The organism is Pseudomonas sp. Z8(2022) (assembly GCF_025837155.1).
GTDB lineage: Bacteria > Pseudomonadota > Gammaproteobacteria > Pseudomonadales > Pseudomonadaceae > Aquipseudomonas.
In genome coordinates this window covers 24,795-49,288 of record NZ_CP107549.1, presented here as the reverse complement: position 1 = coordinate 49,288, position 24,494 = coordinate 24,795, and the positions used below count along the sequence as shown (strand labels likewise).

General features: G+C 65.7%; 25 protein-coding genes. 21 read left to right on the top strand and 4 right to left on the bottom strand.

Annotation, left to right across the window (positions count from 1 at the left end):
• Positions 1-139 precede the first annotated feature (139 nt).
• The 4 genes from ehuB (at position 140) to ehuA (ending at position 3,189) form a co-directional block, all read left to right on the top strand.
• A complete protein-coding gene (gene ehuB, locus OEG79_RS00195; RefSeq protein WP_220801834.1) occupies positions 140-985 on the top strand; it encodes an ectoine/hydroxyectoine ABC transporter substrate-binding protein EhuB in 846 nt (281 codons plus the stop codon).
• A gap of 64 nt (positions 986-1,049) precedes the next feature.
• On the top strand, positions 1,050-1,709 hold the full coding sequence (ehuC, locus tag OEG79_RS00190; RefSeq protein ID WP_264146900.1) for an ectoine/hydroxyectoine ABC transporter permease subunit EhuC: 660 nt from the start codon (positions 1,050-1,052) through the stop codon (positions 1,707-1,709).
• Entirely contained in the window at positions 1,706-2,368 is a 663-nt protein-coding gene (ehuD, locus tag OEG79_RS00185) for an ectoine/hydroxyectoine ABC transporter permease subunit EhuD (protein ID WP_220801832.1), read from the top strand. The genes ehuC and ehuD overlap by 4 nt, the downstream gene beginning before the upstream one ends.
• Before the next feature lie 41 nt (positions 2,369-2,409).
• Complete coding sequence (ehuA, locus tag OEG79_RS00180) at positions 2,410-3,189, top strand: ectoine/hydroxyectoine ABC transporter ATP-binding protein EhuA (RefSeq protein ID WP_264146899.1); 780 nt, start codon at positions 2,410-2,412, stop codon at positions 3,187-3,189.
• Between the two features lie 99 nt (positions 3,190-3,288).
• Here ehuA and OEG79_RS00175 read toward each other — a convergent pair whose 3' ends face one another.
• Positions 3,289-3,555 carry a PilZ domain-containing protein gene (locus OEG79_RS00175; protein WP_220801831.1) on the bottom strand — a complete coding sequence of 89 codons (267 nt, stop codon included), beginning with the start codon at positions 3,553-3,555 and terminating at the stop codon, positions 3,289-3,291.
• A 296-nt stretch (positions 3,556-3,851) separates the two neighbouring features.
• Between OEG79_RS00175 and OEG79_RS00170 the strand changes: the two genes are divergently transcribed.
• Genes OEG79_RS00170 through OEG79_RS00140 form a run of 7 tightly spaced genes read left to right on the top strand, consistent with a single transcriptional unit; the run spans position 3,852 to position 11,353 of the window.
• On the top strand, positions 3,852-4,871 hold the full coding sequence (locus tag OEG79_RS00170) for a 3-oxoacyl-[acyl-carrier-protein] synthase III C-terminal domain-containing protein (protein WP_264146898.1): 1,020 nt from the start codon (positions 3,852-3,854) through the stop codon (positions 4,869-4,871).
• Positions 4,868-5,866, top strand: coding sequence for an NAD-dependent epimerase/dehydratase family protein (locus OEG79_RS00165; RefSeq protein ID WP_264146897.1), 999 nt, complete (start codon positions 4,868-4,870; stop codon positions 5,864-5,866). The genes OEG79_RS00170 and OEG79_RS00165 overlap by 4 nt, the downstream gene beginning before the upstream one ends.
• A complete protein-coding gene (locus OEG79_RS00160) occupies positions 5,863-6,717 on the top strand; it encodes an MBL fold metallo-hydrolase (RefSeq protein WP_220801828.1) in 855 nt (284 codons plus the stop codon). The genes OEG79_RS00165 and OEG79_RS00160 overlap by 4 nt, the downstream gene beginning before the upstream one ends.
• On the top strand, positions 6,704-8,059 hold the full coding sequence (locus OEG79_RS00155) for a F390 synthetase-related protein (RefSeq protein ID WP_220801827.1): 1,356 nt from the start codon (positions 6,704-6,706) through the stop codon (positions 8,057-8,059). Before OEG79_RS00160 ends, OEG79_RS00155 begins: the two co-directional genes overlap by 14 nt.
• Positions 8,047-9,201 carry an ATP-grasp domain-containing protein gene (locus OEG79_RS00150; protein WP_264146896.1) on the top strand — a complete coding sequence of 385 codons (1,155 nt, stop codon included), beginning with the start codon at positions 8,047-8,049 and terminating at the stop codon, positions 9,199-9,201. Before OEG79_RS00155 ends, OEG79_RS00150 begins: the two co-directional genes overlap by 13 nt.
• Positions 9,198-10,325 (top strand): GNAT family N-acetyltransferase, encoded by a 1,128-nt coding sequence (locus OEG79_RS00145; RefSeq protein ID WP_264146895.1) that lies wholly within the window; start codon positions 9,198-9,200, stop codon positions 10,323-10,325. The genes OEG79_RS00150 and OEG79_RS00145 overlap by 4 nt, the downstream gene beginning before the upstream one ends.
• The gene (locus OEG79_RS00140) at positions 10,322-11,353 is read left to right on the top strand and encodes a Rieske 2Fe-2S domain-containing protein (protein WP_264146894.1); all 1,032 of its coding nucleotides are present in this window, start codon (positions 10,322-10,324) and stop codon (positions 11,351-11,353) included. Before OEG79_RS00145 ends, OEG79_RS00140 begins: the two co-directional genes overlap by 4 nt.
• Positions 11,354-11,372: 19 nt before the next feature.
• On the opposite strand, the gene OEG79_RS00135 is transcribed toward OEG79_RS00140, so the two are convergent.
• The 3 genes from OEG79_RS00135 to OEG79_RS00125 are packed head-to-tail and all read right to left on the bottom strand — an operon-like array spanning position 11,373 to position 13,475.
• On the bottom strand, positions 11,373-12,260 hold the full coding sequence (locus tag OEG79_RS00135) for a lysophospholipid acyltransferase (RefSeq protein WP_264146893.1): 888 nt from the start codon (positions 12,258-12,260) through the stop codon (positions 11,373-11,375).
• Positions 12,261-12,315: 55 nt separating this feature from the next.
• Positions 12,316-12,924, bottom strand: coding sequence for a pyridoxamine 5'-phosphate oxidase family protein (locus OEG79_RS00130; RefSeq protein WP_264146892.1), 609 nt, complete (start codon positions 12,922-12,924; stop codon positions 12,316-12,318).
• Entirely contained in the window at positions 12,921-13,475 is a 555-nt protein-coding gene (locus tag OEG79_RS00125; RefSeq protein ID WP_264146891.1) for a DNA-3-methyladenine glycosylase I, read from the bottom strand. The genes OEG79_RS00130 and OEG79_RS00125 overlap by 4 nt, the downstream gene beginning before the upstream one ends.
• A 171-nt stretch (positions 13,476-13,646) precedes the next feature.
• On the opposite strand from OEG79_RS00125, the gene glyQ reads away from it, so the two are divergent.
• From glyQ to OEG79_RS00075, 10 genes are all read left to right on the top strand, one after another.
• Complete coding sequence (gene glyQ, locus OEG79_RS00120) at positions 13,647-14,594, top strand: glycine--tRNA ligase subunit alpha (RefSeq protein ID WP_264146890.1); 948 nt, start codon at positions 13,647-13,649, stop codon at positions 14,592-14,594.
• Entirely contained in the window at positions 14,591-16,645 is a 2,055-nt protein-coding gene (glyS, locus tag OEG79_RS00115; RefSeq protein ID WP_264146889.1) for a glycine--tRNA ligase subunit beta, read from the top strand. Before glyQ ends, glyS begins: the two co-directional genes overlap by 4 nt.
• Positions 16,646-16,714: 69 nt before the next feature.
• A complete protein-coding gene (gene gmhB, locus OEG79_RS00110; protein ID WP_264146888.1) occupies positions 16,715-17,245 on the top strand; it encodes a D-glycero-beta-D-manno-heptose 1,7-bisphosphate 7-phosphatase in 531 nt (176 codons plus the stop codon).
• Between the two features lie 13 nt (positions 17,246-17,258).
• Positions 17,259-18,026: a lysophospholipid acyltransferase family protein gene (locus OEG79_RS00105; RefSeq protein ID WP_264146887.1), complete on the top strand. Its 768-nt coding sequence runs from the start codon at positions 17,259-17,261 to the stop codon at positions 18,024-18,026.
• A 202-nt stretch (positions 18,027-18,228) separates the two neighbouring features.
• On the top strand, positions 18,229-18,834 hold the full coding sequence (locus OEG79_RS00100) for a CDP-alcohol phosphatidyltransferase family protein (protein ID WP_264146886.1): 606 nt from the start codon (positions 18,229-18,231) through the stop codon (positions 18,832-18,834).
• Between the two features lie 27 nt (positions 18,835-18,861).
• On the top strand, positions 18,862-20,616 hold the full coding sequence (locus OEG79_RS00095) for a bifunctional alpha/beta hydrolase/class I SAM-dependent methyltransferase (protein ID WP_264146885.1): 1,755 nt from the start codon (positions 18,862-18,864) through the stop codon (positions 20,614-20,616).
• Positions 20,616-21,953 (top strand): phosphatase PAP2/dual specificity phosphatase family protein, encoded by a 1,338-nt coding sequence (locus OEG79_RS00090; protein ID WP_264146884.1) that lies wholly within the window; start codon positions 20,616-20,618, stop codon positions 21,951-21,953. The genes OEG79_RS00095 and OEG79_RS00090 overlap by 1 nt, the downstream gene beginning before the upstream one ends.
• Positions 21,943-22,377: a hypothetical protein gene (locus OEG79_RS00085; protein ID WP_264146883.1), complete on the top strand. Its 435-nt coding sequence runs from the start codon at positions 21,943-21,945 to the stop codon at positions 22,375-22,377. Before OEG79_RS00090 ends, OEG79_RS00085 begins: the two co-directional genes overlap by 11 nt.
• 9 nt (positions 22,378-22,386) lie before the next feature.
• Complete coding sequence (locus OEG79_RS00080; protein WP_264146882.1) at positions 22,387-23,010, top strand: lysophospholipid acyltransferase family protein; 624 nt, start codon at positions 22,387-22,389, stop codon at positions 23,008-23,010.
• Between the two features lies 1 nt (position 23,011).
• The gene (locus tag OEG79_RS00075) at positions 23,012-23,944 is read left to right on the top strand and encodes a phosphatidate cytidylyltransferase (protein WP_264146881.1); all 933 of its coding nucleotides are present in this window, start codon (positions 23,012-23,014) and stop codon (positions 23,942-23,944) included.
• Positions 23,945-24,494 lie beyond the last annotated feature (550 nt).

Genomic DNA, 24,494 nt, shown 5'->3' with positions numbered 1-24,494 from the left:
GTATGCTCGAGCCACGGGTGGAAACAGACCTCCAAAAATGCCACCCGGCGCATAGCGCGCCAACAACGCTCTTGATTTACCTGCCTCCTAACACAGCACGCCGCCACTGGCGGACTACAAGAAACAGGAGAACACCAAGATGAGTAGCGTTATCCCCTCTCGCTTCAGCCGCCTCGCGCTGACCTCCGTCCTGCTAGCCGGCTTCACGGTCTGTGCTCAGGCCTCGACCCTGGACAAGGTCAGGGACAGCAGCAGCGTACGCATCGGTTACGCCAACGAAACGCCGTTCGCCTATACCGCCCTCGACGGCAGCGTTACCGGTGAATCGCCGGAAATCGTCAAGAAGATCTTCGAGCGCATGGGCGTCGAGAAGGTCAATCCGGTGCTGACCGAATGGGGTTCGCTGATCCCCGGCCTGCGCGCCAGTCGCTTCGACCTGATCGCCGCCGGCATGTACATCACGCCCGAGCGCTGCAAGCAGGTGCTGTTCACCGATCCGCACTACCAGTTGCCCGACACCCTGCTGACCAAGGCCGGCAACCCGAAGAATCTGCACAGCTACGAAGACATCGCCAAGAGCGGTGCCAAGCTGGCGATCATGTCCGGCACGGTGAACCTGGCCTATGCCCGCAATGCCGGCATCAGCGACAGTCAGATCCTCCAGGTGCCGGACACCACCGCGCAGCTGCAGGCGGTGCGCGCCGGTCGTGCCGATGCCGCGGTCGGCACTCAGCTGACCATGAAGGGCCTGGCCGAGAAGGGCGGCAGCAGCGTCGAAGCCATCGCCGAGTTCAAGGACGATCCCGCCCACACCGGCTACGGCGCCCTGGCCTTCCGCCCGGAAGACAAGGAACTGCGTGATGCGGTCAATGCCCAGCTGAAGGAGTGGATCGGCAGCGAAGAGCACCTGGCCACGGTCAAGCCCTTCGGTTTCGACCAGTCCAACATCACCGACAAGACCGCCGCCGAACTCTGCGGCCAGTAATGAGCGAATCCCGCCACGCACCATAGTGCGTGGCGCGTTTTCGAACATAGAGCGGTAGACATTCATGACCGATCTTCTTCCCCTGCTGCTGCAAGGCGCCTGGGTCACCGTGCAAGTCACCTTCTGGGGCTCGCTGCTGGCCATCGTCTCGGCAGTCATCGCCGCCCTCGGCCGGCTGTCACCCGTCGCCCCGCTGCGCTGGCTGGCCATCACCTATATCGAGATCTTCCGCGGCACCTCGCTGCTGGTGCAGCTGTTCTGGCTGTACTTCGTGCTGCCGATGCCGCCGTTCAACGTCGAGATGAGCGCCTACACCGTGGCCATCGTCGGCCTCGGTCTGCACATCGGCGCCTATGGCGCGGAGGTGATGCGCGGTGCCATCCGCTCGGTGGCCAAGGGTCAGTACGAGGCCTGTACCGCTCTGAACATGCGGCCGTCGAAACGCTTCCTGCGCATCATCCTGCCGCAGGCGCTGCTGGCTGCGATTCCGCCCGGCACCAACCTGCTGATCGAGCTTTTGAAGAACACCTCCCTGGTGTCGCTGATCACCCTGTCCGACCTCGCCTTCCGCGCCCGCCAGCTGGATCAGGCGACCTTCATGACCCTGGAGATCTTCGCCCTGGCACTGGTGCTGTACTTCCTCATGGCGCAGGTGATCAACCTGGGCATGCGCATGGTTGAACGCCGCCTCAGCCGTGGCCGAATCCGAGGTGGCCTGCAATGAACTTCTTCGACTGGGATTTCGCCCTGAGCATCCTTCCCGACCTGCTCAAGGCCTCGCTCAACACCCTGCTGATCACCTTCGCCGGCTTCGCCATCGCCATCGTCGTCGGCCTGCTGCTGGCCATCGCCCGGCGCAGCAACCAGCTGTGGCTGTCCTGGCCGGTGGCCGGGCTGATCGAGTTCATCCGCAGCACGCCGCTGCTGATCCAGGTGTACTTCCTGTTCTATGTGTTCCCCAACTACGGGCTGAACCTCACCGCGCTGCAGGCGGGCATCCTCGGCATTGCCCTGCACTACGCCTGCTACACCGCCGAGGTGTACCGCGCCGGCCTCGACGCCGTGCCGCGCGGCCAGTGGGAGGCGGTGACGGCGCTGAACATGGCGCCGCTGACCGCCTACCGCAACATCATCCTGCCGCAGGCGCTGCGCCCGATCCTGCCGGCACTGGGCAACTACCTGGTGGCGATGCTCAAGGACACGCCGGTGCTGTCAGCCATCACCGTGGTCGAGATCATGCAGCAGGCCAAGAACATCGGCTCCGAGAGTTTCCGCTACCTTGAACCCATCACCATGGTTGGCCTGTTCTTCCTCGCCCTCAGTCTGGCTCTGGCCTGGTGCGTGCGGCGCATGGAAGACCGCCTGGAGGTAACCCCACGATGACCGCCTTTCTCCATTCGCCCGCCGCGGCAGAGAATTCGACCATGACCCAGCCCATCGTCCGCTTCACCGACGTGACCAAGCGTTACGGCAACTTCACCTGCCTGAACAACCTCAACCTCGAGGTGAACGAGGGCGAGAAGGTCGCCATCATCGGCCCCAGCGGCTCGGGCAAGTCCACCCTGCTGCGCGCACTGATGACCCTGGAGACCATCGACGAAGGCCTGATCATGGTCGACGGCGAGCCGCTGACCCACATGCCCGCGCGCGACGGCCGCCTGGTGCCGGCCAGCGCCAGCCACCAGCGCAAGGTGCGCGGCAAGATCGGCATGGTGTTCCAGAGCTTCAACCTGTTCCCGCACATGAGCGCGCTGCAGAACGTCATCGAGGCTCCGGTGCAGGTGCTGGGCATGAGCAAGAAGGAAGCCACGGAACGCGCCGAGGACCTGCTGGCGATGGTCGGTCTGGGCGAGAAGCTCGGCCACTATCCCTCGCAGCTATCGGGCGGCCAGCAGCAACGCGTGGCCATCGCCCGCGCCCTGGCCATGCGGCCCAAGGTGATGCTGTTCGACGAGGTGACTTCGGCACTCGACCCCGAACTGTGCGGCGAGGTGCTCAACGTGATCCGCCGCCTGGGCAGCGAACACAACCTGACCATGCTGATGGTCACTCACCAGATGGGCTTCGCCCGCGAGTTCGCCGACCGTGTGTGCTTCTTCCACCAGGGCTGCATTCACGAACAGGGCACCCCGGAGCAGCTGTTCGGCAACCCGCAACAGGAGCGCACGCAGGCCTTTCTCAGCGCGGTCAACGAAGCGCACTGATGCACTTCAGCGGCGCCGAAGCCGGCAAAAAATCACGGCTGAAGCGCCTGCTGGAGCGTCATCCGGCATTCATTGCGTCTGCCGGTTGGGCAGCCTCGTTCAGGCTTCGCCGATAAACCGCAGGCCAGCCCCTTCGGCGTCCACGCGCATCACTTCCATCTTCAGTACCGGCGCGGGAAAGGGCAGGTCCTGCACCTGGCCGGTCACTTCCGCGCCAATCGACAGAGCCGCCATATCCGGGTGCTTCACATAGACGCCGCTGTCGGACAGGTCGCGTGTCTGCGCCAGCAGTTCACCGAAATTCGGATGGCTGATCTTGATCCGACACTTCATCGGGGTACGCACCTGCTGACGCTGGTTCGACATGACGGCTCCATGGATGGACAAGCGATGTCGCCCTTAATAACGCATTAGCGCGCAGGCGCCCAGCAAAAAGCTCAGGCGAGCCCTCGTGCTGCGCTGAGACCAGAGCAGCTTGCTACCCCGGGCACGCACACGCAAAGCGCCGAATGGCCGCCGCCGCCGGATACTGACGAGCGCTCCGGGAGCAATAGCGCCCTGGCTCACGAAAAAACAGCGCAAGGCTGCATGGGGAGTAGGCTTGAACGCCCCGCTGGTTCATCATGGCGGGCTACAACCGATGCCTGAACAATGGACTGTGCATGACAGTCGACTCCTTACCGCGCCGCATCCTGACACTGCTGGGTAGCGGCCATGCCCTGCCAGCGCAGCGCCTGACGAGCAGCGAAATCGACTGTTCTCTCGGCCTGCCCGACGGCAGCACCGAACGCCTGAGCGGCGTACGCAGCCGCGCCGTGGCATCTGCCGAAGACACCGCCGCCGCCCTTGCCGCGCAGGCCGCGCAGAAGGCGCTGCAGGCCGCGGGGCTGTCTGCCGGGGAGCTCGACTGCGTGATCGCCGCCAGCGGCACCATGGATCAGGGCATGCCCTGCAATGCCGCGCTCATCCATCGCGAACTTGGCCTGGGCGCAAGCGGCATTCCCGCCTTCGACATCAACGCCAGCTGCCTGGGCTTCGTCGCTGCCCTGGATCAGATTTCCTGGGCGCTGGCAGCCGGGCGTTATCGCCGGGTGCTGCTGGTGTGTGCCGATATCGCCTCCTGCGGCCTGGACTGGCAGCAGCTGCACAGCGCCGCCATCTTCGGTGACGGCGCCGCCGCTGTGGTGCTCGGGCACGATGGCGACGGGCTGAGGCTGAACATTCTCGCGGCGCAGCTGCGCACCTACTCCGAGGGCGCCACGCTGTGCCAGATCGCCGCGGGCGGCTCACGTCATCATCCGTCGCGCGGCGAGCAGAACTTCGCCGCACTGAGCCGCTTCAGCATGCAGGGCAAGGCGGTATTCCGCCTGGCCTCGACTCATCTGCCGGCATTTCTGCAATCACTGCTCGATGAGGCGGGCTTGCAGCAGGTGCAAATCGACCGGGTGGTTCCGCACCAGGCCAGTCACCTGGCGATGGAACACCTGCGCAAGCGCCTGGGTTTTGCCAGCGAGCAGGTGATCGACATCTTTGCCGAGTACGGCAATCAGGTGGCCGCCTCGCTGCCGACCGCCCTCGACATCGGCCTGCGCGACGGTCGTATCGACGCCGGCCAGCGCGTGCTGCTACTCGGCACCGGCGCCGGGCTTTCGCTGGGCGGCATGCTGCTGGAGCTGCAATGAAGGTTCTGCTCACCGGAGGCACCGGCTTCGTCGGACGGCATATCGCCTGGCGCCTGGCTGCCGAGGGTTGCGAGGTGGTGTTCTGCGGCCGCAGCCGCGAGGCCGCCGATGAAGTCCTGGCCCACGCCCCTGGCGCGATGCGCTTCCTGCCCGTCGAGCACGGCACGCCGCAGGCGCAGGCGGCATTGAGCGAAGCCGCCGCAGGCGCCGATGCCCTGGTGCACTGCGCCGCGCTGTCGGCGCCATGGGGCAGCGCCGAGGCGTTTCGGCGCGCCAACGTCGCCTCGACCGAGGAGGTCATTCACGCCTGCCGCTCGCATGGCATCGAGCGCCTGGTGCATCTCTCGACACCGAGCCTGTACTTCGCCTTTCAGGACCGCCTCGGCGTACGCGAGGACGATCCCCTGCCGCCCCCGGTAAACCGATACGCGCAGACCAAGGGCATGGCCGAGACGCTGCTGCGGGAAGCCGATATCGCGCAGACCGTGGTGCTGCGTCCGCGCGCCGTGTTCGGCCCATGGGACGCCACGCTGATGCCGCGCATGCTGCGTGTGATGCGCCGTGGTGCGATTCCGCTGATGCGCGGCGGGCGGGCCGAACTCGACCTGACCTATATCGACAACCTGGTCGATGCCGTCTGGCTCGGCCTCACCCGCCCCTTGCCGCGTCGCTACAACCTGTACAACGTCAGCAATGGCCAAGCGATCCGCCTCGACCATCTGCTGGAGCACGTCGCCACGGCCTTCGCACTGCCGCTGCGCACCCGCCGGCTGCCCTGGCCGCTGGTGTCCGGCGTCGCCCGCCTGTTCGAAGCCGAAGCGCATCTGAGCGGCGGCAGGGAGCCGCTGCTGACCCGCTACAGCGCCGGCGTACTCGCCTTCAGCCAGACGCTGGATACCTCGGCGATTCGCCGCGAGCTGGGCTGGCAGCCCGGGGTCGATCTCGAAGAGGGCATTCGCCGCCACGCAGCCTGGTGGCTGGAGCACAGCCGATGAGCGCATCGATCGACGTCGCCTGGCTGCGAGTCGGCAGTTGCCGCCACCTGGCCTGCATGGCTGCGCGCGGAGCCGGGCTGCATCAGGTGGACTTTCCTTCCTACTGCGCCCTGCTGCGCCACCCGACGCGCGGCTGGATGCTCTACGACACCGGCTATGCGCAGCACTTTCTCGATGCCACCGCCGTGTTTCCCGAGCGCCTCTACGGCAGCCTGTTACCGGTGCATCTCCCTGCCCACGAGTGCCTGTCGGCGCAGCTCGCCGCACGCGGCATCCGCCGCGAGGATATCGGCGCAGTGATCGTCTCGCATTTTCATGGCGACCATGTCGCCGGTCTGCGTGACTTTCCCCAGGCCCGCATCATCGCCCTGCGTACCGAGAGCGAGCATGTGCTGGCACTGCGCGGCAGACGCTGGCGCGCCACCGTGCAGGGACGGCTGCCGGGTATGCTGCCGGACGATTTCGCCACGCGCCTGGAACATGCCGACGACTGTCCGCAGCGCTCGCTGCCGGCGTGGATGGCACCCTTCACGCAAGGCTTCGACCTGCTCAGCGATGGCAGCCTGCTCGGTGTCGCGCTGCCCGGCCACAGCCACGGCCAGCTCGGCCTGTGCATCCCCGACGCCAGCGGCGGGCCGCTGCTGCTGGTGGCCGACGCCTGCTATTCGCTGCCTGCCTGCCGCGAAGGCCGCTTGCCACCGGCCCCGACCCTGTGCTTCAGCAGCAGCGGGATACGCACCTATCGCCAGACCTTCGCCGCCATCGGCGAGCTGGCCCGTCGCGAACCGTCGCTGCTGATCCTGCCGTCGCACTGCGAAATCGCCGCAGAGGCATTGCATGCACGGCCTTGAGCATCTGCGCAGCCTGCTGCGGGTTGCCGGCAGCTTCATCCACAGCCGCTGGTGGCTGCGCTTCTCCGACCGGCGCCGGCTGGAGGCCTGGCAGGCGCGCCAGCTGCGGCGCTTTCTGCGTGAAACAGCGCCGCAGGCGCCGCGCCTGCGCGCCTTTCGCGGGCTGCCGCTGGAGCGCTGGCCGGAGATGGACAAGGCGCTGCTGATGAGCGAATTCGGCGCCTGCAACAGCCGCGGCATCGAGCTGCAGCCTGCTCTGGAGGTTGCGCTGCAGGCCGAACAGTCGCGGGATTTCAGCCCGCAGCTGGGCGAACTGACCGTTGGCCTTTCCAGCGGCACATCCGGCCATCGCGGGGTCTTTCTGGTCAGCCGCGAGGAACGCGAACGCTGGGCCGGCACGCTGCTGGCTCGCACCTTGCCGACAGGCCTGCTCGGCCATCTGCTGCCGTGGCGGCCGCCGCTGCGCATCGCCTTCTTCCTGCGCGCCAACAGCCGGCTGTACACCACGCTGTCCAGCCGCCGTATCGACTTCGTCTTCCATGACCTGCTGCTCGGCCTGGACGCCGCGCTGGGCAAACTCGAAGGTCAGCAGCCGCATGTGCTGGTGGCCCCGGCCACGGTGCTGCGCGGCCTGGCTGAGCTGCAGGCGAGCGGGCGCCTGAACATCGCCCCACGGCATCTGGTCTCGGTGGCCGAGGTGCTGGAGGAAGAGGATGCCCGGCGCATCGAGCAGGTGTTCGGCCGCCGCCCGGCGCAGATTTACCAGGCCAGCGAAGGCTTTCTCGGCTACAGCTGCGAGCACGGCAACCTGCACCTGAACGAAAGCCACCTGCTGATCGAGCCGCAGTGGCTGGACAACCAGCAGCGGCGCTTCCAGCCGCTGGTCACCGACTTCTCGCGCACCACGCAGATCATCGTGCGCTATCGCCTCAACGACATCCTGCAACTGGCGCCCGAGCCCTGCCCCTGCGGCCGCGCCGAACGCACCCTGGCCGCCATCGAGGGCCGCGCCGATGAAGTGCTGTGGCTGCCGGCGCTGGATGGCAGTGGCCTGCGCCCGCTCTATCCCGACCTGCTGCGCCGCGCCGTCGCCACCGCCGCCACGCAGCTGGAGCAGTGGCGCATCTGCCAGGACGGCATGGACTGGCAGCTGCAACTGCAGGCGGCGCAGCATGACCCGGCGGAGGCGGCCCTGCGTCAGGCACTGACGAGATTCTTTAAACAACAGCAGGTGCAGCCTGCAACGCTGCATGTCAGCCAATGGCAGGCGGATGCGCCCGGCGCCAAGCGCCGCCGCCTGCTGCTGCAGCGCCGCCCGGAGGAAACGCCATGCACGTACTGATCCTCGGCGCGCGGGCGCCGGCCTGTCTGGAATGGGCCCGGGCATTTGCCGCCAGCGGCTGGACCGTCAGCATCGGCGACTCGCTGGCCTGGCCACTGGCGCGTTCCAGCCGGGCGGTGGACCATTTCGTCCGCCTGCCGGAGCCGCGCAGCAACCCGCAGGCCTGGATCGAGGCCCTGGCCGGGCGCGTTCGCCAGGACGGCATCGAGCTGATCGTGCCGACCTGCGAGGAAGCCTTCTACCTGGCCCATGGCCTGGCGCAACTGGCGCCGTTGTGCCGGGTGCTGACCAGCGATTTCGAGCTGCTGCACCGCCTGCATCACAAGGGCCGTTTCGCCGAAATGAGCCGCGGCTGGCCGCTGGAAGCGCCCGATACACGCCTGCTGCAAAGCCGCGAAGACTGCCTCGCCCTGGCCGCCGAGCACGGCGACTGGGTGTTCAAGCCGGCCTACTCGCGCTTTGCCTCACGCACCCTGATTCGCCCGCATGCGCGCGCCGTCGAGGCGTTGCGGCCGACAGCGGAGCAGCCCTGGGTCGCCCAGCGCTTCGTTGCCGGCGACGAGCACTGCAGCTTCAGCCTGCTGGTCGACGGACAGTTGCGCGCCCATGCCTGCTACCGGCCGCTGTACCGCGTCGGGCGCGGCTCGGGTATCTATTTCCAGCCGGTACGGCCGCAAGCCGTGCAGGCGTTCGTCGAGGACTTTGGCCGCGCCACCGGCTATACCGGCCAGGTCGGCTTCGACTTCATCACCGATGCCCAGGGGCGCTTTCACGTCCTCGAATGCAACCCGCGCGCAACCAGCGGCATCCATCTGTTCGGCGACCGGCCCACGGCGCTGGTGAACGCCCTGAACACGCCCGGCGAACCGCTGCTGCCGAGCCCGGCGCCGCGCATGGTGGCGCTGGCGATGCTGCTGATCGTCGCCCCGCGTCATCTCGCCAGCCGCCGCTTCTGGTGCGACTACCGCGCGGCGCGCGACGTGATCCTGCGCGGCGGCGACCTCGGTCCGCTGGCGGCGCAGCTGCTCGGTGTCGGCGAGATTGCGGTACGTGCGCTGAGGCGCCGACGCGGTCTGCTGGCAGCCTCGACAGCGGATATCGAATGGGACGGCCAGCCGCTCGATGGAGCGCCAGGGTCATGAAGCTGCTGACTGCCGACGATCCACAGCTGGCGCAGCTCGACAGCGCCGCCGCGCGTTACGTCCGCGAACATGCCGAACGCGGTATCGGCAACCTTGCCTGCGAACTGCAACTGTTCGATCTGGGCCGCTGGCAGATGCCGGTATCGATCAACCAGGGCGGCGAGCGAATCGACAACTGCTACGTGGTCTCGCCCCTGACCGCCTACAGCGGTTATGCCCGTGACGAGTTGCAGCGTCTGCCCAGCCGGCCGCTGGCGAAACTGCTCAAGCCGCTGGTCGATGGCGTCGAACGGCTGCTGCGCAGCGCCCGCATCGACCGCATCGTGCAGGTCAACAACTGGCTGCTGTCGACCAATCTGTACCCGACGCACTGGCAGGGCGAAGGACTGGAGGAGCTGACCGCACTGCTGCGCCAGCGCTTTCCGACTCATGCCTTCGGCTTTCGCTCGCTCAACCCGGCTAGCAATGGCGTACTGCTGGAACGCCTGCACGCGCTCGGCTACCTCGCCGTGCCCAGCCGCCAGATCTATCTGTTCGATGGCCGCGACGGCGCCGACAGCGCCTATCTGCGTCACCACAACTGCCGGCTCGATGCCACGCTGCTGCGGCGCAGCGGTTACCGGGTGGAGACCGGAGCAAACCTCAGCCACGCCGAGTTCGAGCGTATCGAAGCGCTCTACAACCTGCTCTATCTGGACAAGTACAGCGTTCTCAACCCGCATTACAGCGCGGCCTGGCTGGAGCAGGGCCAGCGGGACGGCTGGCTCGAACTGCGCGTAATGCGCGCGGCCTGCGGGCGCATCGACGGGGTCGCCGGCTGGTTCGCCAGCGATAGCGTGCTCAGCGCGCCCATCGTCGGCTATGACACCGCACTGCCACAGCGCACCGGGCTCTATCGCCAGCTGACCCGGCTGTGCCTGGAGGAGGCGGCCAGACGCCACATGCTGCTCAACTTCAGCTCCGGTGCGGCACACTTCAAGCGCCTGCGCGGCGGTCAGCCGCAGATCGAGTACAGCCTGGTGCATATCGCCCACCTGCCAATGCGCCAGCGCCTGGTCTGGCGCACCCTGGCCGCACTGCTGCAGGGGCTGGGCGTACCGCTGATGAGGAAGCTGAAACTATGAATCCGACCGAGCAGCCTCTGGCGTACTGGTGGCCGCTGGCGACCAGCCACCAGCTCGGCACCCGCCGACCGCTGGCGCGCGTGCTGCATGGCCGGCCGCTGGTGCTGTTTCGCGAGAGTGACGGCCGCCCGGCGGCATTGCCGGATCGCTGTCCGCACCGCTTCGCGCCACTCAGCGCCGGTTGCGTGCGCGACGGTGCGGTCGAGTGCCCCTACCACGGCTGGCGTTTCGACGGCGCCGGGCAGTGCATCCGCGCCCCCGGCAGTCTCGACCAGGGCAGCACCGCCAGGCTGTTGCAGCCGCTGCAGACGCTGGAGGCACACGGCCTGATCTGGGTACGCGACAGCATGCTGCCGACCCCGCCATTGCCCAATCCCAATGGCGCGGTACAGGAAGATGTGGATCAGTTCTGGATGCACGACCAGGTGCGTTGCAGCCTGCAGGAGGCGGCGGAGAACTTCCTCGACGCCTTCCATACCCATTTCGTCCACGCCGGCTGGATTCGCCGCGACGACAGGCGCCAGCGGGTGATCGCCGATATCCGCGCGCTGGAAGACGGGATCGAGGCGCGTTACAGCGAGGAGGGCAAGCAGGCCGGGCTGATCTCGCGCCTGTTCGAAGGCAGCCGCGGCGAGAGTTTCGGCCGCTTCCGCCTGCCGGGCCTGGCGGAAATCGAGTACCGCGACGCCCGCGGCCGGCTCACGCTGCTGATCAGCGCCTGGCTGATCCCTGCCGAAGCCGGTCAGTTGCAGGTGATCGCGCGCATCGTCAGCCGCCGCGGCTGGCTACCCGGCTGGCTGAAGCAGGCTGTGATGCGGCCGCTACTGGGCGTGGTGCTGCGCCAGGACAAGCGCATCCTCGAAGCCGTCAGCGCCCAGCATCAGCGTTTCGCCGACTGCGCCGGACACTGGGGGCCGGCGCAGATGCTCGACGGCCGGCAGGATCTGCTCGGCCCCTGGATTCGCCAGTTGCTGCTGCACGGCAAATTGCGGGATTTCACTGGCAAAAGGCTGGAACTGGAGCTTTAGAGCGGTTGACGCAGCCGCTTCAGTACCACTTGGCCTCGCCATCCGGACGCTTCTTGAAGCGCTTCATGCTCCACATGTACTGGCTCGGGTAGGCGCGCACGTAGCGCGAGACCACTTCGCTCATGGCCGCCACGCCTTCCTCGACGTTATCGCTGTACATGCCCTCGGGCGCCGCCTCGAGAATCACCTTGTAACCGCTGCCGTCCGGCAGGCGCAGCGCATGCAGGAACACGCCGACCGCCTTGCCACCGGTGAGCATGCCGGGGACGAACTTGCTGGTCAGGGCAGTGGTACCGAGAAAGGGCACGAACACACCCGACGAGCGACTCGGCTCGGGGTCGGCCGGAATGCCCACGGCGCCGCCCTTGCGCACTTCCTTGATGACGCTGAGGATGCCTTCCTTGGTCGATGGCGCCACGCGGTTGCCCATCTGCACGCGCTGCTTCTGCAGCAGTTCATCGACCGCCTTGAGCTTGGGCGGGCGATAGAAAATGATCGGTTTGCACTGGTTGCAGTAGAAGTGGTTGAGCACTTCCCAGTTGCCCAGGTGACTGGTGATGCCGACCACACCCTTGCCCGAGGCCAGGGCCTGCTGCAGCACCGCCAGGCCTTCCACCTCGCGGATCAGCTTGAGCGATTTCTGCGCCGGCCAGATCCAGGCACAGGCGCTCTCGGTGAGGGTCTTGCCGATATCCTGAAGGCTCTGCCCGACCAGCTTGTCCAGTTCAGCCTCGTTAAGCTCGGGGAAGCACTTGCTCAGGTTGATGCGCACCACCTCGCGCGAGCTGTTCGGCAGTTTCCACATCAGCCAGCCGATGGCATTGCCAACCGCCTGCACGGCGCGCCAGGGCAGCAGTGCGAACAGGCGCAGGAAGCCAACGACCAGAGCGCCCTTGATTTTTTCCACAACAGACTCCAACCGCTCAGAAAAGCGTCAATTGTAGCGGTGCATGGCGGACCAGTCAGTACAGGCTCGTCCGAAGGCGTTGCTGCATGTCTCGCTCGTAGGCCTCGACATCGAACTCGTCATAGATGCAGCGGAAGATATCGCCTGCACTCGGCAGGCTGGTGCGCTCGATCTGGCGCGAGGCATCCCACAACCCGGAACGCACGGCCGCCTTGGAACACTGGAAGTAACAGGTGTCGATGCGGATGCGCAGCACGCTACGCGGCAGTTTGCCTTGAGCCCGGCCCAGTTCCAGCAACTCGGGATCGAGGGATATTTCGGCGCGGCCGTTGACCCGTAGGCTCTCGCCAACGCCGGGGATCAGAAACAGCAACGCCACCTGCGGGTTCTCCACGATATTGCGCAGGCTGTCGATGCGGTTGTTGCCGGGGCGATCCGGCAGCAACAGGGTCTGGTCGTCGAGGATGTGCACGAAGCCCGGCGCATCACCCCGCGGTGAACAGTCCAGGCCATCCGGGCCTGCGCTGGCCAGCACCACGAAGGGCGAAGCCTCGATCAGCGCGCGGTAAGGTTCGATCAACCGCGGCAATTCCTTGCGCCGCGAGCGTTCGTGGCTTTCGCCATAGAGTGCCAACAGTTCGTCCAGCGTGGTGATCGTGCTCATGAGCCCTTCAGTTGCGCATAACGGTCGCAGTCGGTGGTGTGGTCCATCACCATACCGGTGGCCTGCATGAAGGCATAGCAGATGGTCGGCCCGACGAAGGTGAAGCCGGCCTTCTTCAGCGCCTTGCTCATGGCCTCGGCTTCGGGCGTAAGCGCCGGCACCTGGCTGCGATCGCTGAAGTGGTTGATCTTCGGCGCGCCACCGACGAACGACCAGAGCCAGCTTACCGGGTCTTCCAGTTTCAGCCAGGCCCGGGCGTTCTGCCGCACGGACCTGAGCTTGAGGCGGTTGCGAATGATGCCCGGATCCTGCATCAGCACCTCGATCTCGTCATCGCTCAGGCGCGCCAGACGCTCGGGATCGAAGCCGTACAGCACCTGGCGATAACGTTCGCGCTTCCTCAGCACGGTAATCCACGACAGACCGGCCTGGGCGCCTTCGAGCAGCAGCATCTCGAACAGTTTCCCGGCATCGCGCTGCGGCACGCCCCATTCCTCGTCATGGTAGGCCTGGTACAGCGGATCGTCAGTACACCAGAAGCAGCGGGGCATGGCGAAAGCCTCGGTCAGGATGATGCGGCGACTATAACGGCAATACATCTGTATATAAATACAGCCATTGCGCCTGATGGAGCGATGCCAACGTGCCGTACCCTGCGGCCTGCGCCGAGTTTCGATATACTCCCGGGCTTTCCCTCGCAAGCCTCCACAGGTGATTTTTTCGTGAGCCAGAACAAGCCTGCCGTGCGCACCTTCCAGGACCTGATCCTGGCCCTGCAGAACTACTGGGCCGAGCAGGGCTGCGTGGTGCTGCAACCCTATGACATGGAAGTGGGCGCCGGCACCTTCCACACCGCCACTTTCCTGCGCGCCGTCGGCCCGGAAACCTGGAACGCCGCCTACGTGCAGCCCTCGCGCCGGCCGACCGACGGCCGCTACGGCGAGAACCCCAACCGCCTGCAGCACTACTACCAGTTCCAGGTGGTGTTGAAGCCCAACCCGGAGAACTTCCAGGAGCTGTATCTGGGTTCGCTCAGGGCCATCGGCCTGGATCCGGAAGTGCATGACATCCGCTTCGTCGAGGACAACTGGGAATCGCCGACCCTCGGCGCCTGGGGTCTGGGCTGGGAAATCTGGCTCAACGGCATGGAAGTCACCCAGTTCACCTACTTCCAGCAGGTCGGCGGCATCGAGTGCTACCCGGTAACCGGCGAGATCACCTACGGTCTGGAACGTCTGGCCATGTACCTGCAGGGCGTCGACTCGGTCTACGACCTGGTCTGGACCGACGGCCCGTTCGGCACCGTGACCTACGGCGACGTGTTCCATCAGAACGAGGTGGAGCAGTCCACCTACAACTTCGAACACGCCAACGTCGAGAAGCTGTTCGAACTGTTCGACTTTTATGAGAGCGAAGCCAACCGCCTGATCGAGTTGGAGCTGCCGCTGCCGACCTACGAAATGGTGCTCAAGGCTTCGCACACCTTCAACCTGCTCGACGCCCGCCGCGCCATCTCGGTGACCGCGCGCCAGCAGTACATCCTGCGCGTACGCACCCTGGCGCGCGCCGTAGCGCAGAGCTACCTGCAGGCACGCGCCAAGCTCGGCTTCCCCATGGCCACCCCCGAACTGCGTGACGAAGTACTGGCCAAGCTGGAGGCGCAAGCATGAGTGCACAAGATTTCCTGGTCGAACTGGGCACCGAAGAGCTGCCACCGAAAGCCCTGAAAAGCCTCGGGGAGGCCTTCCTCAAAGGCATCGAGAAAGGCCTCAAGGCCGCCGGCCTGGGCTATGCAGCCAGCCGCGTGTACGCCGCGCCGCGCCGCCTGGCGGTGTTGATCGAGCAGCTGGAAGAGCAGCAGGCCGACCGCAGCATGAACCTCGACGGCCCGCCCATCCAGGCCGCCTTCGACGCTGACGGCAACCCGACCCAGGCCGCTCTCGGCTTCGCCCGCAAGTGCGGCGTGGACATCAGCGAGATCGACCGCAGCGGGCCGAAACTACGCTATGCCCAGCACATCCCCGGCCAGCCGGCGGTGAACCTGCTGCCGACCATCGTCAGCGACTCGCTGAACGACCTGCCGATCCCCAAACGCATGCGCTGGGCCGCACGTCGTGACGAGTTCGTGCGTCCGACCCAGTGGCTGGTGATGCTGTTCGGCGACGCCGTGGTCGACTGCGAGATCCTCGCGCAGAAGGCCGGTCGCGTATCCCGTGGCCACCGTTTCCACGCCAACCGTGACGTGCACATCAGCAGCCCGGCCAGCTATGCCGAAGACCTGCGCAGCGCCTTCGTGCTGGCCGACTTCGCCGAGCGCCGCGAGCTGATCAGCCGCCGTGTCGACGAGCTGGCCGCAGCCGAGAACGGCAGCGCCATCGTGCCGCCGGCGCTGCTGGACGAAGTGACCGCGCTGGTGGAATGGCCGGTGCCGCTGGTCTGCTCCTTCGAGGAACGCTTCCTTGAGGTGCCGCAGGAGGCGCTGATCAGCACCATGCAGGACAACCAGAAGTACTTCTGCCTGCTCGATGCGGGCGGCAAGCTGCTGCCGCGCTTCATCACCGTGGCCAACGTCGAGTCCAAGGACCCGGCGCAGATCGTCTCCGGCAACGAGAAGGTGGTGCGCCCGCGTCTGACCGACGCCGAGTTCTTCTTCAAGCAGGACAAGAAGCAGAAGCTCGAAGGCTTCAACCAGCGCCTGGCCAACGTGGTGTTTCAGGCCCAGCTCGGTTCGGTGTTCGACAAGGCCCAGCGCGTCTCCGCCCTGGCCGGCTTCATCGCTGCCTCGGTCGGTGGCGACGAGCAGCGCGCCGCCCGTGCCGGCCTGCTGTCCAAATGCGACCTGGCCACCGAGATGGTCGGCGAATTCCCCGAGATGCAGGGCATCGCCGGTTACTACTACGCGCTCAACGACGGTGAGCCGCAGGACGTCGCCCTGGCCCTGAACGAACAGTACATGCCGCGCGGTGCCGGCGCCGAGCTGCCGAGCACCCTCACCGGTGCTGCAGTCGCGGTGGCCGACAAGCTCGACACCCTGGTCGGCATCTTCGGCATCGGCATGTTGCCCACTGGTTCCAAGGACCCCTACGCCCTGCGCCGCGCCGCCCTCGGCGTGCTGCGCATCCTGATCGAGAAGGGTCTGGACCTGGATCTGGCATCCGCGGTCGACTTCGCCGTCGCCCAGTACGCAGGCAAGGTCAAGGCCGACGGTCTGGCTGCCCAGGTACTGGAGTTCATCTTCGACCGCCTGCGCGCGCGCTACGAAGATGAAGGCATCGAAGTGGCCGTGTACCAGGCGGTGCGTGCGGTCAACCCGACCTCTCCGCTGGACTTCGACCAGCGCGTGCAGGCCGTGCAGGCCTTCCGCAAGCTGCCGCAGGCCGCAGCCCTGGCCGCCGCCAACAAGCGCGTGTCGAACCTGCTGAGCAAGGCCGAAGGTGGCGTCGCTGCCCAGGTCGAAGCGCACTACTTCGACAACCCCAGCGAGTTCGCCCTGCACGCCGCCATCCAGCAGGCCGACCAGGCTGTGCAGCCGCTGGCTGCCGCGCGTCAGTACAGCGAGGCGCTGGCCAAGCTGGCCAGCCTGCGCGAGCCGGTGGACGCCTTCTTTGAGGCGGTACTGGTCAATGCCGAGGACGCCAAGGTGCGCGCCAACCGTTACGCCCTGCTGGCCCGCCTGCGCGGGCTGTTCCTTGGCGTTGCGGATATCTCGGTACTGGGCTGACGCCAGACGCTGGCCGCGAAGGCATTCGCGGCCAGCACTGGTTTCCATCTCCGCTTCTGGCGTGGCTGCATGAAACTGCTGATCCTCGACCGCGACGGTGTCATCAACCAAGACTCCGACGCCTATATCAAGACGCTCGACGAGTGGATTCCCATCCCGTCGTCGATCGCCGCCATCGCGCGTCTGTCGCAAGCAGGCTGGACGGTGGCCGTGGCCACCAATCAGTCCGGCATCGCCCGTGGCTATTACGACCTGGCAACCCTGGAAGCGATGCACGCACGGCTGCGCCAGCTGGTGGCCGAGCAGGGCGGAGAAGTCGGCCTGATCGTTCATTGCCCGCATGGGCCGGACGATGGCTGCGAGTGCCGCAAACCGAAGGCGGGTCTGCTCAGACAGATCGCCGCACACTACGCCACGGACCTGGCAGGAGTCTGGTTCGTCGGCGACAGCAGCGGTGACCTGCAGGCGGCGCTGGCCGTCGATTGTCAGCCTGTGCTGGTGAAAACCGGCAAGGGCGAACGAACCCTGGCCAAGCCCCTGCCGCCAGGAACCCTGGTATTCGACGATCTGGCGGCTGTCGCCGATCGACTGCTCTCATAAGGTGCGAAGATTCATGGCGATCCTGCAGGCTTTCAGAGTCACGCTTTTCTACCTGCTGCTGTCGTCCAGCTCGTTCTTCTGGTGCCTGATCAGCCTGGTGGTCGCACCTTTGCTGCCATTCCGCCAGCGCTACCGCTTCGTGGTTCAGGCCTGGTGCAGCTGCGCCGTGTGGCTGGCCAGGGTGATCGTCGGCATCCGCTATGAAGTGCGCGGCGTGGAGAACATCCCCGAGCGCCCCTGCGTGATTCTCGCCAACCACCAGAGCACCTGGGAAACCTTCTTCCTCTCCGCCTATTTCGAACCGCTCAGCCAGGTGGTCAAGCGCGAACTGCTGCACGTGCCGTTCTTCGGCTGGGGCATGGCGCTGCTCAAGCCCATCGCCATCGACCGCAGCAACCCCAAGGCGGCGCTCAAGCAGCTGGCCAAGCAGGGCGACGAACGCCTCAAGCAGGGCGCCTGGGTGCTGGTGTTCCCCGAAGGCACGCGCATTCCCCCAGGGCAGATCGGCAAGTTCTCTCGCGGTGGCACGGCTCTCGCGGTAAATGCCGGCCTGCCGGTTCTGCCCATCGCCCACAATGCCGGCGAGTTCTGGCCGAAAGCCGGCTGGGGCAAACGCGCGGGCACCATTCAGGTGATTATCGGCGCACCGATGTATGCCGAAGGTGAAGGCCCACGCGCCATCGCCGAGCTCAACGAGCGCGCCTTCCAGTGGGTCTGCCAGCAGCAGACCGAGCTGCGCGGTGAAGAGCCACAGCTGAGCCGTCTGGGCGAAACGGCCTGACCAGCGGATAAGCTGGGAAAAACCGCTGACAGGGTATAAGTTGTGGCGTGGCGCTCCGTGCCGGTACCCGTAGGCACGTCTCTGCGGGCATGAGGCATGCCGAACGCACCAGCCCCTGATGTATTGATACAAGCCTCGACGGGCGCACAACCTCGCTCGCTGTGATGGGCGATGATTGGCTCAGTAAAGGGAATGCACTGCCATGCCGTCGATCTACCAGCTCAAACCGGCTTTCCAGAATCTGCTGCGCCCCGGCGTCGAACGTCTTTACGCTCGCGGCGTTACCGCCAATCAGGTGACCCTGGCCGCGGCGATCGTCTCCGTGCTGCTCGGCGCTCTGCTCGCCGTGTTCAGCCACGTCATCTGGCTGTTCGCCCTGATTCCCCTGTGGATGTTGCTGCGCATGGCGCTCAACGCCATCGACGGCATGCTAGCGCGCGAGTTCGGTCAGCAATCGAAGCTCGGCGCCTACCTCAACGAACTGTGCGACGTGGTCGCCGACAGCGCGCTTTATCTGCCCTTCGCCCTGCTGCCCGGTGTCTCGCCATTGCTGGTCATTCTTGTTGTGCTGCTGGCAGTGATCAGCGAATACGCCGGGGTACTCGGCCCCATGGTCGGCGCCTCGCGCCGCTATGACGGGCCGATGGGCAAGAGCGACCGTGCCTTCTGCTTCGGTGTGATCGGTGCCAGCGTGGCCACGGGCCTGCTGCCTGCCCTGTGGATCAATCTGCTGCTGGCTCTGGTTCTCGCCCTGCTGATCCATACCCTCTACAACCGCGTTCGCCAGGGGCTGGCCGAAACGGCCTGAACCCTTTTCTCGGAATAAGGAGATTCCATGCGTCCCGTCCAACTGCATACCTTTGCCACCCATGACGGCGTCGAGCTGAGCTATCGCCACTGGCCGGCGATTACGCCCGTCGAGGGCCCACGCCAGGCGGTGGTGCTGTTCCACCGCGGCCACGAGCATGGCGGGCGCATGGCTCATCTGGTGGACGAACTGGAGCTGCCGCACTGCGACTTCTTCGCCTGGGATGCCCGTGGCCATGGCCTCTCGCCCGGCGCGCGCGGCGACAGCCCGAGCTTCGCCACCAGCGTGCGCGATGTGCAGACCTTTATCGAGTATATCGGCGCCCAACACGGCATCGCCGAAGAAGACCTGGCGGTGGTGGCGCAAAGTGTCGGCGCGGTAATCGTCTCCACCTGGGCCCATGACTACGCGCCCAAGGTGCGCTGCCTGGTGCTCGCCTCGCCGGCCTTCAAGGTCAAGCTCTACGTGCCTTTCGCCCGGCCCGGGCTGAAACTGCTGCATGCCTGGCGCGGCAACTTCTTCGTCAACAGCTACGTAAAGGCGCGCTTCCTCAGCCACGATCCCGAGCGTATCGCCTCCTTCGAAAACGACTCGCTGATCTCTCGGCCGATCTCGGTGACCATGCTGCTCGGCCTGTACGAAGCGGCCGACCGCGTCGTCGCCGACGCGCAGGCGATCCAGGTGCCGACCCAACTGCTGATCTCCGGCGCCGACTTCGTTGTCCACCGCAAACCGCAGGAAGACTTTTTCGAACGCCTTGGCAGCCTGCGCAAGGAGAAACACCTGCTGCCTGGCTTCTTCCACGACACCCTGGGTGAACGTGACCGCGCCCACGCCCTGAGCCGCGCGCGGCGCTTCATCCTGCGCAACTTCGAGGAGCCTCTGACTCGTCCTTCGTTGCTCGATGCTGATCGCCTGGGCGCCACCTGCGCCGAAGCCGAGGAGCTGGCCGCGCCGCTGCCGAGAAACTCGCTGCGCGACCTCTACTGGCGCGCCACTCGCGCCGGCATGCGCGTGGGCAGCACGCTGTCGGCCGGGGTCAAGCTTGGCTTCGACACTGGCTTCGATTCCGGCAGCACCCTTGATTACGTCTACCGCAACCAACCGACCGGCAAGGGCGCACTGGGCCGCCTGATCGACCAGAACTACCTCGATTCCATTGGCTGGCGCGGCATCCGCCAGCGCAAGCTGCACGCCGAAGAGCTGCTGCGCCTGGCCATGGCCCGACTGCGCGAGGCGAACAAGGCGGTGCGTATCGTCGATATTGCCGCCGGCCATGGCCGCTACATCCTCGAGGCGCTGGAAGGCCAGGAGCAGCGCCCCGAATCGATCCTGCTGCGCGACTACAGCGACATCAACGTGCGCGACGGTAATGCGCTGATCCAGCAGAAGGGTCTGGGCGACATCGCCCGCTTCGTCAAAGGCGATGCCTTCGACCGTGACGATCTCGCCGCACTCGAACCGCAACCGACCCTGGCGGTGGTCTCCGGTCTGTACGAACTGTTCGGCAGCAACCAGATGGTCGGCGACTCGCTGGCCGGGCTGGCGGCAGCGGTCGAGGAGGGCGGCTACCTGGTTTACACCGGCCAGCCCTGGCACCCGCAGCTGGAACTGATCGCCCGCGCCCTGACCAGCCATCGCGGTGGCCAAGCCTGGGTCATGCGCCGGCGCAGCCAGGCAGAGATGGATCAACTGGTGGAAGCGGCGGGCTTTCGCAAGGTGGCGCAGCGCATCGACCAGTGGGGCATCTTCAGTGTGTCCCTGGCACAACGGGTGAAGTGATGGAGCACGCCCGCGAACAGGGATTGTGGAAGCGCGGCGTACTCTGGCTGCTGTTGCTCGGCCCGCTGTTCTTCGCCAGCTACGGTTTCGCCAACTGGATCAGCGGGCAGCGCGATGACGTCGGTAGCCTGGTCTTCGCCTGGGAACCGCAGATCCCGCTGTGGCCTTGGACCATCGTGCCGTACTGGTCGATCGACCTGCTCTACGGCCTGTCCTTCCTGCTGCCGGCCTGCCGCCGCGAGATGGACCGCCACGCCCTGCGTCTGCTCACCGCGCAGATCATCTGCGTGGCCTGCTTCCTGCTCTGGCCGCTGCGCTTCACCTTCGAGCGGCCGCCGCTGGATGGCACCTTCGGCCTGATGTTCGATCTGCTGATGGGCTTCGACAAACCCTTCAACCAGGCGCCGTCGCTGCATATCACCCTGCTGGTGATCATCTGGGCGATGTTCGCCAATCACACCCGAGGCTTGTTCTGGCGCGGCCTGCTGCACGGCTGGATGGCGCTGATCGGTTTCTCGGTACTGACCACCTGGCAGCATCACTTTATCGACGTGCCCAGCGGGGCGCTGGCCGGCTTCTTCTGCCTCTGGCTGCTGCCGCTGAAGGGTGATACGCCGCTGCGCCACCTGCGCCTGAGCGGCGACTCACGGCGTTGGCGCCTGGCACTGCGTTACGGCCTCGGAGCCCTTGTGTGCACGGCGCTGGCAGTCAATCTGGGCGGCACCTGGCTATGGCTGTTCTGGCCGGCCGTTGCCCTGGCGATGGTCGCATTCAATTACCTGTTGTTCGGCGCTGCCGGTTTTCAGAAACAGGCCGACGGCCGCCTCAGCCCGGCCGCCACGGTATTGCTCGCGCCCTATCTGCTCGGTGCCTGGATCAATTCACGGCTGTGGACATTTCGCCAACCGGCGCCGAGCCAGGTAGTGGAGGGCGTTTACCTGGGCCGCCTGCCTGCCACGGGCGATCTGGATGGCTACGCCGCCGTGGTCGATCTGTGCGCCGAACTGCCTCTGCTGCATACTCCGGGCTCCTACTGCAGCCTGCCGTCGCTGGATCTGGTGGCACCGGATGCGCTGACCTGCCAACGCGCCGCCGAGGCCATTGAACGTCTGCGTCATAACGGCCCGGTGCTGGTGTGCTGCGCCCTGGGTTATTCGCGCAGTGCCACCGCCGTGGCGGCCTGGCTGCTGCACAGTGGCCGCTGCCAGAGCGTCGAGTCCGCCGTAGAGCTGGTCCGCCAGGCGCGGCCACAGGTCGTGCTCGGGCCACAGCATCTGGCCGCGCTACAGATCATGCTCGACGCGGGCGTCGAACTGGAGGCCGCCCATGCAGGCTGATCTGCTGCTGGTCGCCGCACTGCTACGACGCGGGCGCAGCCTCGACCACTTTTCCAGCGCGCTGAGCCTGGTCGCCGTGGTCTTCGGCCTGGTGCCATGGCTTGGCGCCCAGACAAACCTGATATCGGCGCTGATCTGCGCAGCGCTACTGATCGTCGGTGTGGCCGAGAAATACTGGGCTCTGCGTGTGGCACTGGACGCCGAGCTGTTCCAGCGCCTGGCCGAAGCCGGTGAACAGCTCGACAGCCAGACTCGCGCCTTGGATCAGGCCCTGCAGCATCTCGGGCTGCAGAATGCGCAGCACAGCGGCCGCGCCTGGAACCAGCGCTGTCAGGGCGCATTGAGCCTGCTGCGCAGACAGGCACTGGGCCTGCTGCTGCAGATCGTCATCGTTGTGTCGGGAATCTTCCTCGCTTTCGCTTAAGGAGTCGCCATGCTCGCCGCATTGACAGCTTTCGCCATCACCTCTGCGGCTCGCCTGCTGACCGGTGCCCGCGCCCTGTGGCTCGGCAGCACCGCGCAGGCGACGCAACGTCTGTACTACGCCAACCACAGCAGCCATGGCGATTTCGTCCTGCTCTGGGCCTCGCTGCCGCCCGAGCTGCGCAGGAGCACCCGGCCGGTGGCGGGTTCCGACTATTGGCTGAGCAGCAACCTGCGGCGTTTCCTGATTCGCGACGTGTTCAATGGTGTGCTGGTCGACCGCGAGCAGCGCTCACCGCAGGCCAATCCGCTGCAGTCCATGCTCGATGCGCTGGGGCAGGGCGATTCGCTGATCCTCTTTCCCGAGGGCACGCGCAACCTCACCGACGAGCCGCTGCTACCGTTCAAGAGCGGCCTCTATCACCTGGCCCAGGCACGCCCTGACGTGGAACTGGTGCCGGTGTGGATCGCCAACCTCAACCGGGTAATGCCCAAGGGCCGCGCACTGCCGCTGCCCCTGCTATGCACCCTGAGCTTCGGCGCAGCACTGGAACGCATCGAGGGCGAGAGCAAGGACGCCTTCCTGGAACGCGCACGTAACGCCCTGCTGGCAATGGCACCCGAGGAGGCCTGAGATGGATCGCAATACTCTGCTGCTGTTCGCCGGTATCGGTGCGCTGCTTCTGCTGGCCAGCCTGATCGGTTTCGTCCTCAAGCGGCGCAGCGGCGATCAACCGAACCCGGTGATCGACAACCTCAACGCGCGGATCAATGCCTGGTGGGTGATGGTGCTGGTGATCGGCATCGCCTTCCTGTTCGGCAACAACGGCGTGATCCTGCTGTTCTACTTCGTGTCGTTCTACGCCCTGCGCGAGTTCATGACCCTGACACCGACAAGGCGCAGTGACTACCCGGCGCTCGTAGCGGCCTTCTATTTCGCCCTGCCGATGCAGTACCTGTTGATTGCGCTGGACTGGTACGGCCTGTTTGCCATCTTCATCCCGGTCTATCTGTTCCTGCTGCTGCCGATTCTTGCCTCGCTGGGCGGCGACACCACGCGCTACCTGGAGCGTGCAGCCAAGGTGCAGTGGGGCCTGATGATCGCCGTGTACTGCATCTCCTCGGTACCGGCGCTGCTGACCTTGGATATCCCCGGTTATGAGGGTCGTGGCCTGCTACTGATCGCCTGGCTGATCATCGTCGTGCAGCTCTCCGACGTGCTGCAGTACGTCTGCGGCAAGCTGCTCGGCAAACACAGGATCGCGCCCAACCTGTCGCCTTCGAAAACCGTGGAAGGCTTCGTCGGTGGAGTAGCCCTGGCCACACTGATCGGCGCCATGCTCTGCTGGATCACTCCGTTCGCCTTCTGGCAGGCCGGGCTATTCGCCCTGCTGGTGTGCATACTCGGCTTCGCCGGTGGCCTGGTGATGTCGGCGATCAAGCGCGACCGCGGGGTGAAGGACTGGGGCCACATGATCGAAGGCCACGGCGGCATGCTCGACCGTCTCGACTCTGTCTGCTTTGCTGCTCCGGTGTTCTTCCATATGGTGCGTTACTGGTGGGCCTGATGAACCGGCTTTTCCGCAGACAACAAAAAACCCGCCGAAGCGGGTTTTTTATGACCTTCCAACATCCTGTCGTGTGCCGTCCTGGGCACGGTCTGTCTTCCTTGACTCGGGATATCCATCTCCCGCATAGCGCATAGAGTAGACAGACCTCGCCAGCGAGGAGAGAGGCGCATGCCGCTACCGCGTGTAGGCCTTTTGCCATAGCAGCAATAAAAAACCCCGGCGTCCAGGCCGGGGTTTCGCTTTAGCCAGCAGAGATGTAGAGAGGCAGTAAATCTGTCATTCAGCCCTTTAGTAAAATCAATGACTTACGAGAGAAACGGGCAGAATTATTGTCACGTTTGCGCCGCATAAAGTGACATTTTCCGCCGGAATGACCGCAATAAATGTCATTTCCCGCATAGCCTGCTGAGAGCACACACAAGCCGGGTAGAGGGTGCCGTTCACCCAGGATTGGCAACCTGCCAATACGGTTCAGAGTAGGGCAGAAGGCAGGCTGATGGAAACCCCAAAATTCGCATCTGGCAGTAAGCAAATTCACCTTTGCAAG

What these genes read in the sequence shown, in the direction of transcription:
- OEG79_RS00125 (WP_264146891.1), bottom strand. Translation starts at nt 13,475, where the DNA reads ATGCCCCGCTGCTTCTGGTGTACTGACGATCCGCTGTACCAGGCCTAC.
- OEG79_RS00105 (WP_264146887.1), top strand. Translation starts at nt 17,259, where the DNA reads ATGGCGATCCTGCAGGCTTTCAGAGTCACGCTTTTCTACCTGCTGCTG.
- OEG79_RS00145 (WP_264146895.1), top strand. Translation starts at nt 9,198, where the DNA reads ATGAAGCTGCTGACTGCCGACGATCCACAGCTGGCGCAGCTCGACAGC.
- OEG79_RS00140 (WP_264146894.1), top strand. Translation starts at nt 10,322, where the DNA reads ATGAATCCGACCGAGCAGCCTCTGGCGTACTGGTGGCCGCTGGCGACC.
- OEG79_RS00095 (WP_264146885.1), top strand. Translation starts at nt 18,862, where the DNA reads ATGCGTCCCGTCCAACTGCATACCTTTGCCACCCATGACGGCGTCGAG.
- ehuB (WP_220801834.1), top strand. Translation starts at nt 140, where the DNA reads ATGAGTAGCGTTATCCCCTCTCGCTTCAGCCGCCTCGCGCTGACCTCC.
- OEG79_RS00160 (WP_220801828.1), top strand. Translation starts at nt 5,863, where the DNA reads ATGAGCGCATCGATCGACGTCGCCTGGCTGCGAGTCGGCAGTTGCCGC.
- OEG79_RS00090 (WP_264146884.1), top strand. Translation starts at nt 20,616, where the DNA reads ATGGAGCACGCCCGCGAACAGGGATTGTGGAAGCGCGGCGTACTCTGG.
- OEG79_RS00075 (WP_264146881.1), top strand. Translation starts at nt 23,012, where the DNA reads ATGGATCGCAATACTCTGCTGCTGTTCGCCGGTATCGGTGCGCTGCTT.
- gmhB (WP_264146888.1), top strand. Translation starts at nt 16,715, where the DNA reads ATGAAACTGCTGATCCTCGACCGCGACGGTGTCATCAACCAAGACTCC.
- OEG79_RS00150 (WP_264146896.1), top strand. Translation starts at nt 8,047, where the DNA reads ATGCACGTACTGATCCTCGGCGCGCGGGCGCCGGCCTGTCTGGAATGG.
- OEG79_RS00130 (WP_264146892.1), bottom strand. Translation starts at nt 12,924, where the DNA reads ATGAGCACGATCACCACGCTGGACGAACTGTTGGCACTCTATGGCGAA.
- OEG79_RS00170 (WP_264146898.1), top strand. Translation starts at nt 3,852, where the DNA reads ATGACAGTCGACTCCTTACCGCGCCGCATCCTGACACTGCTGGGTAGC.
- OEG79_RS00165 (WP_264146897.1), top strand. Translation starts at nt 4,868, where the DNA reads ATGAAGGTTCTGCTCACCGGAGGCACCGGCTTCGTCGGACGGCATATC.
- OEG79_RS00175 (WP_220801831.1), bottom strand. Translation starts at nt 3,555, where the DNA reads ATGTCGAACCAGCGTCAGCAGGTGCGTACCCCGATGAAGTGTCGGATC.
- glyS (WP_264146889.1), top strand. Translation starts at nt 14,591, where the DNA reads ATGAGTGCACAAGATTTCCTGGTCGAACTGGGCACCGAAGAGCTGCCA.
- ehuA (WP_264146899.1), top strand. Translation starts at nt 2,410, where the DNA reads ATGACCCAGCCCATCGTCCGCTTCACCGACGTGACCAAGCGTTACGGC.
- ehuC (WP_264146900.1), top strand. Translation starts at nt 1,050, where the DNA reads ATGACCGATCTTCTTCCCCTGCTGCTGCAAGGCGCCTGGGTCACCGTG.
- ehuD (WP_220801832.1), top strand. Translation starts at nt 1,706, where the DNA reads ATGAACTTCTTCGACTGGGATTTCGCCCTGAGCATCCTTCCCGACCTG.
- OEG79_RS00080 (WP_264146882.1), top strand. Translation starts at nt 22,387, where the DNA reads ATGCTCGCCGCATTGACAGCTTTCGCCATCACCTCTGCGGCTCGCCTG.
- OEG79_RS00100 (WP_264146886.1), top strand. Translation starts at nt 18,229, where the DNA reads ATGCCGTCGATCTACCAGCTCAAACCGGCTTTCCAGAATCTGCTGCGC.
- OEG79_RS00155 (WP_220801827.1), top strand. Translation starts at nt 6,704, where the DNA reads ATGCACGGCCTTGAGCATCTGCGCAGCCTGCTGCGGGTTGCCGGCAGC.
- OEG79_RS00085 (WP_264146883.1), top strand. Translation starts at nt 21,943, where the DNA reads ATGCAGGCTGATCTGCTGCTGGTCGCCGCACTGCTACGACGCGGGCGC.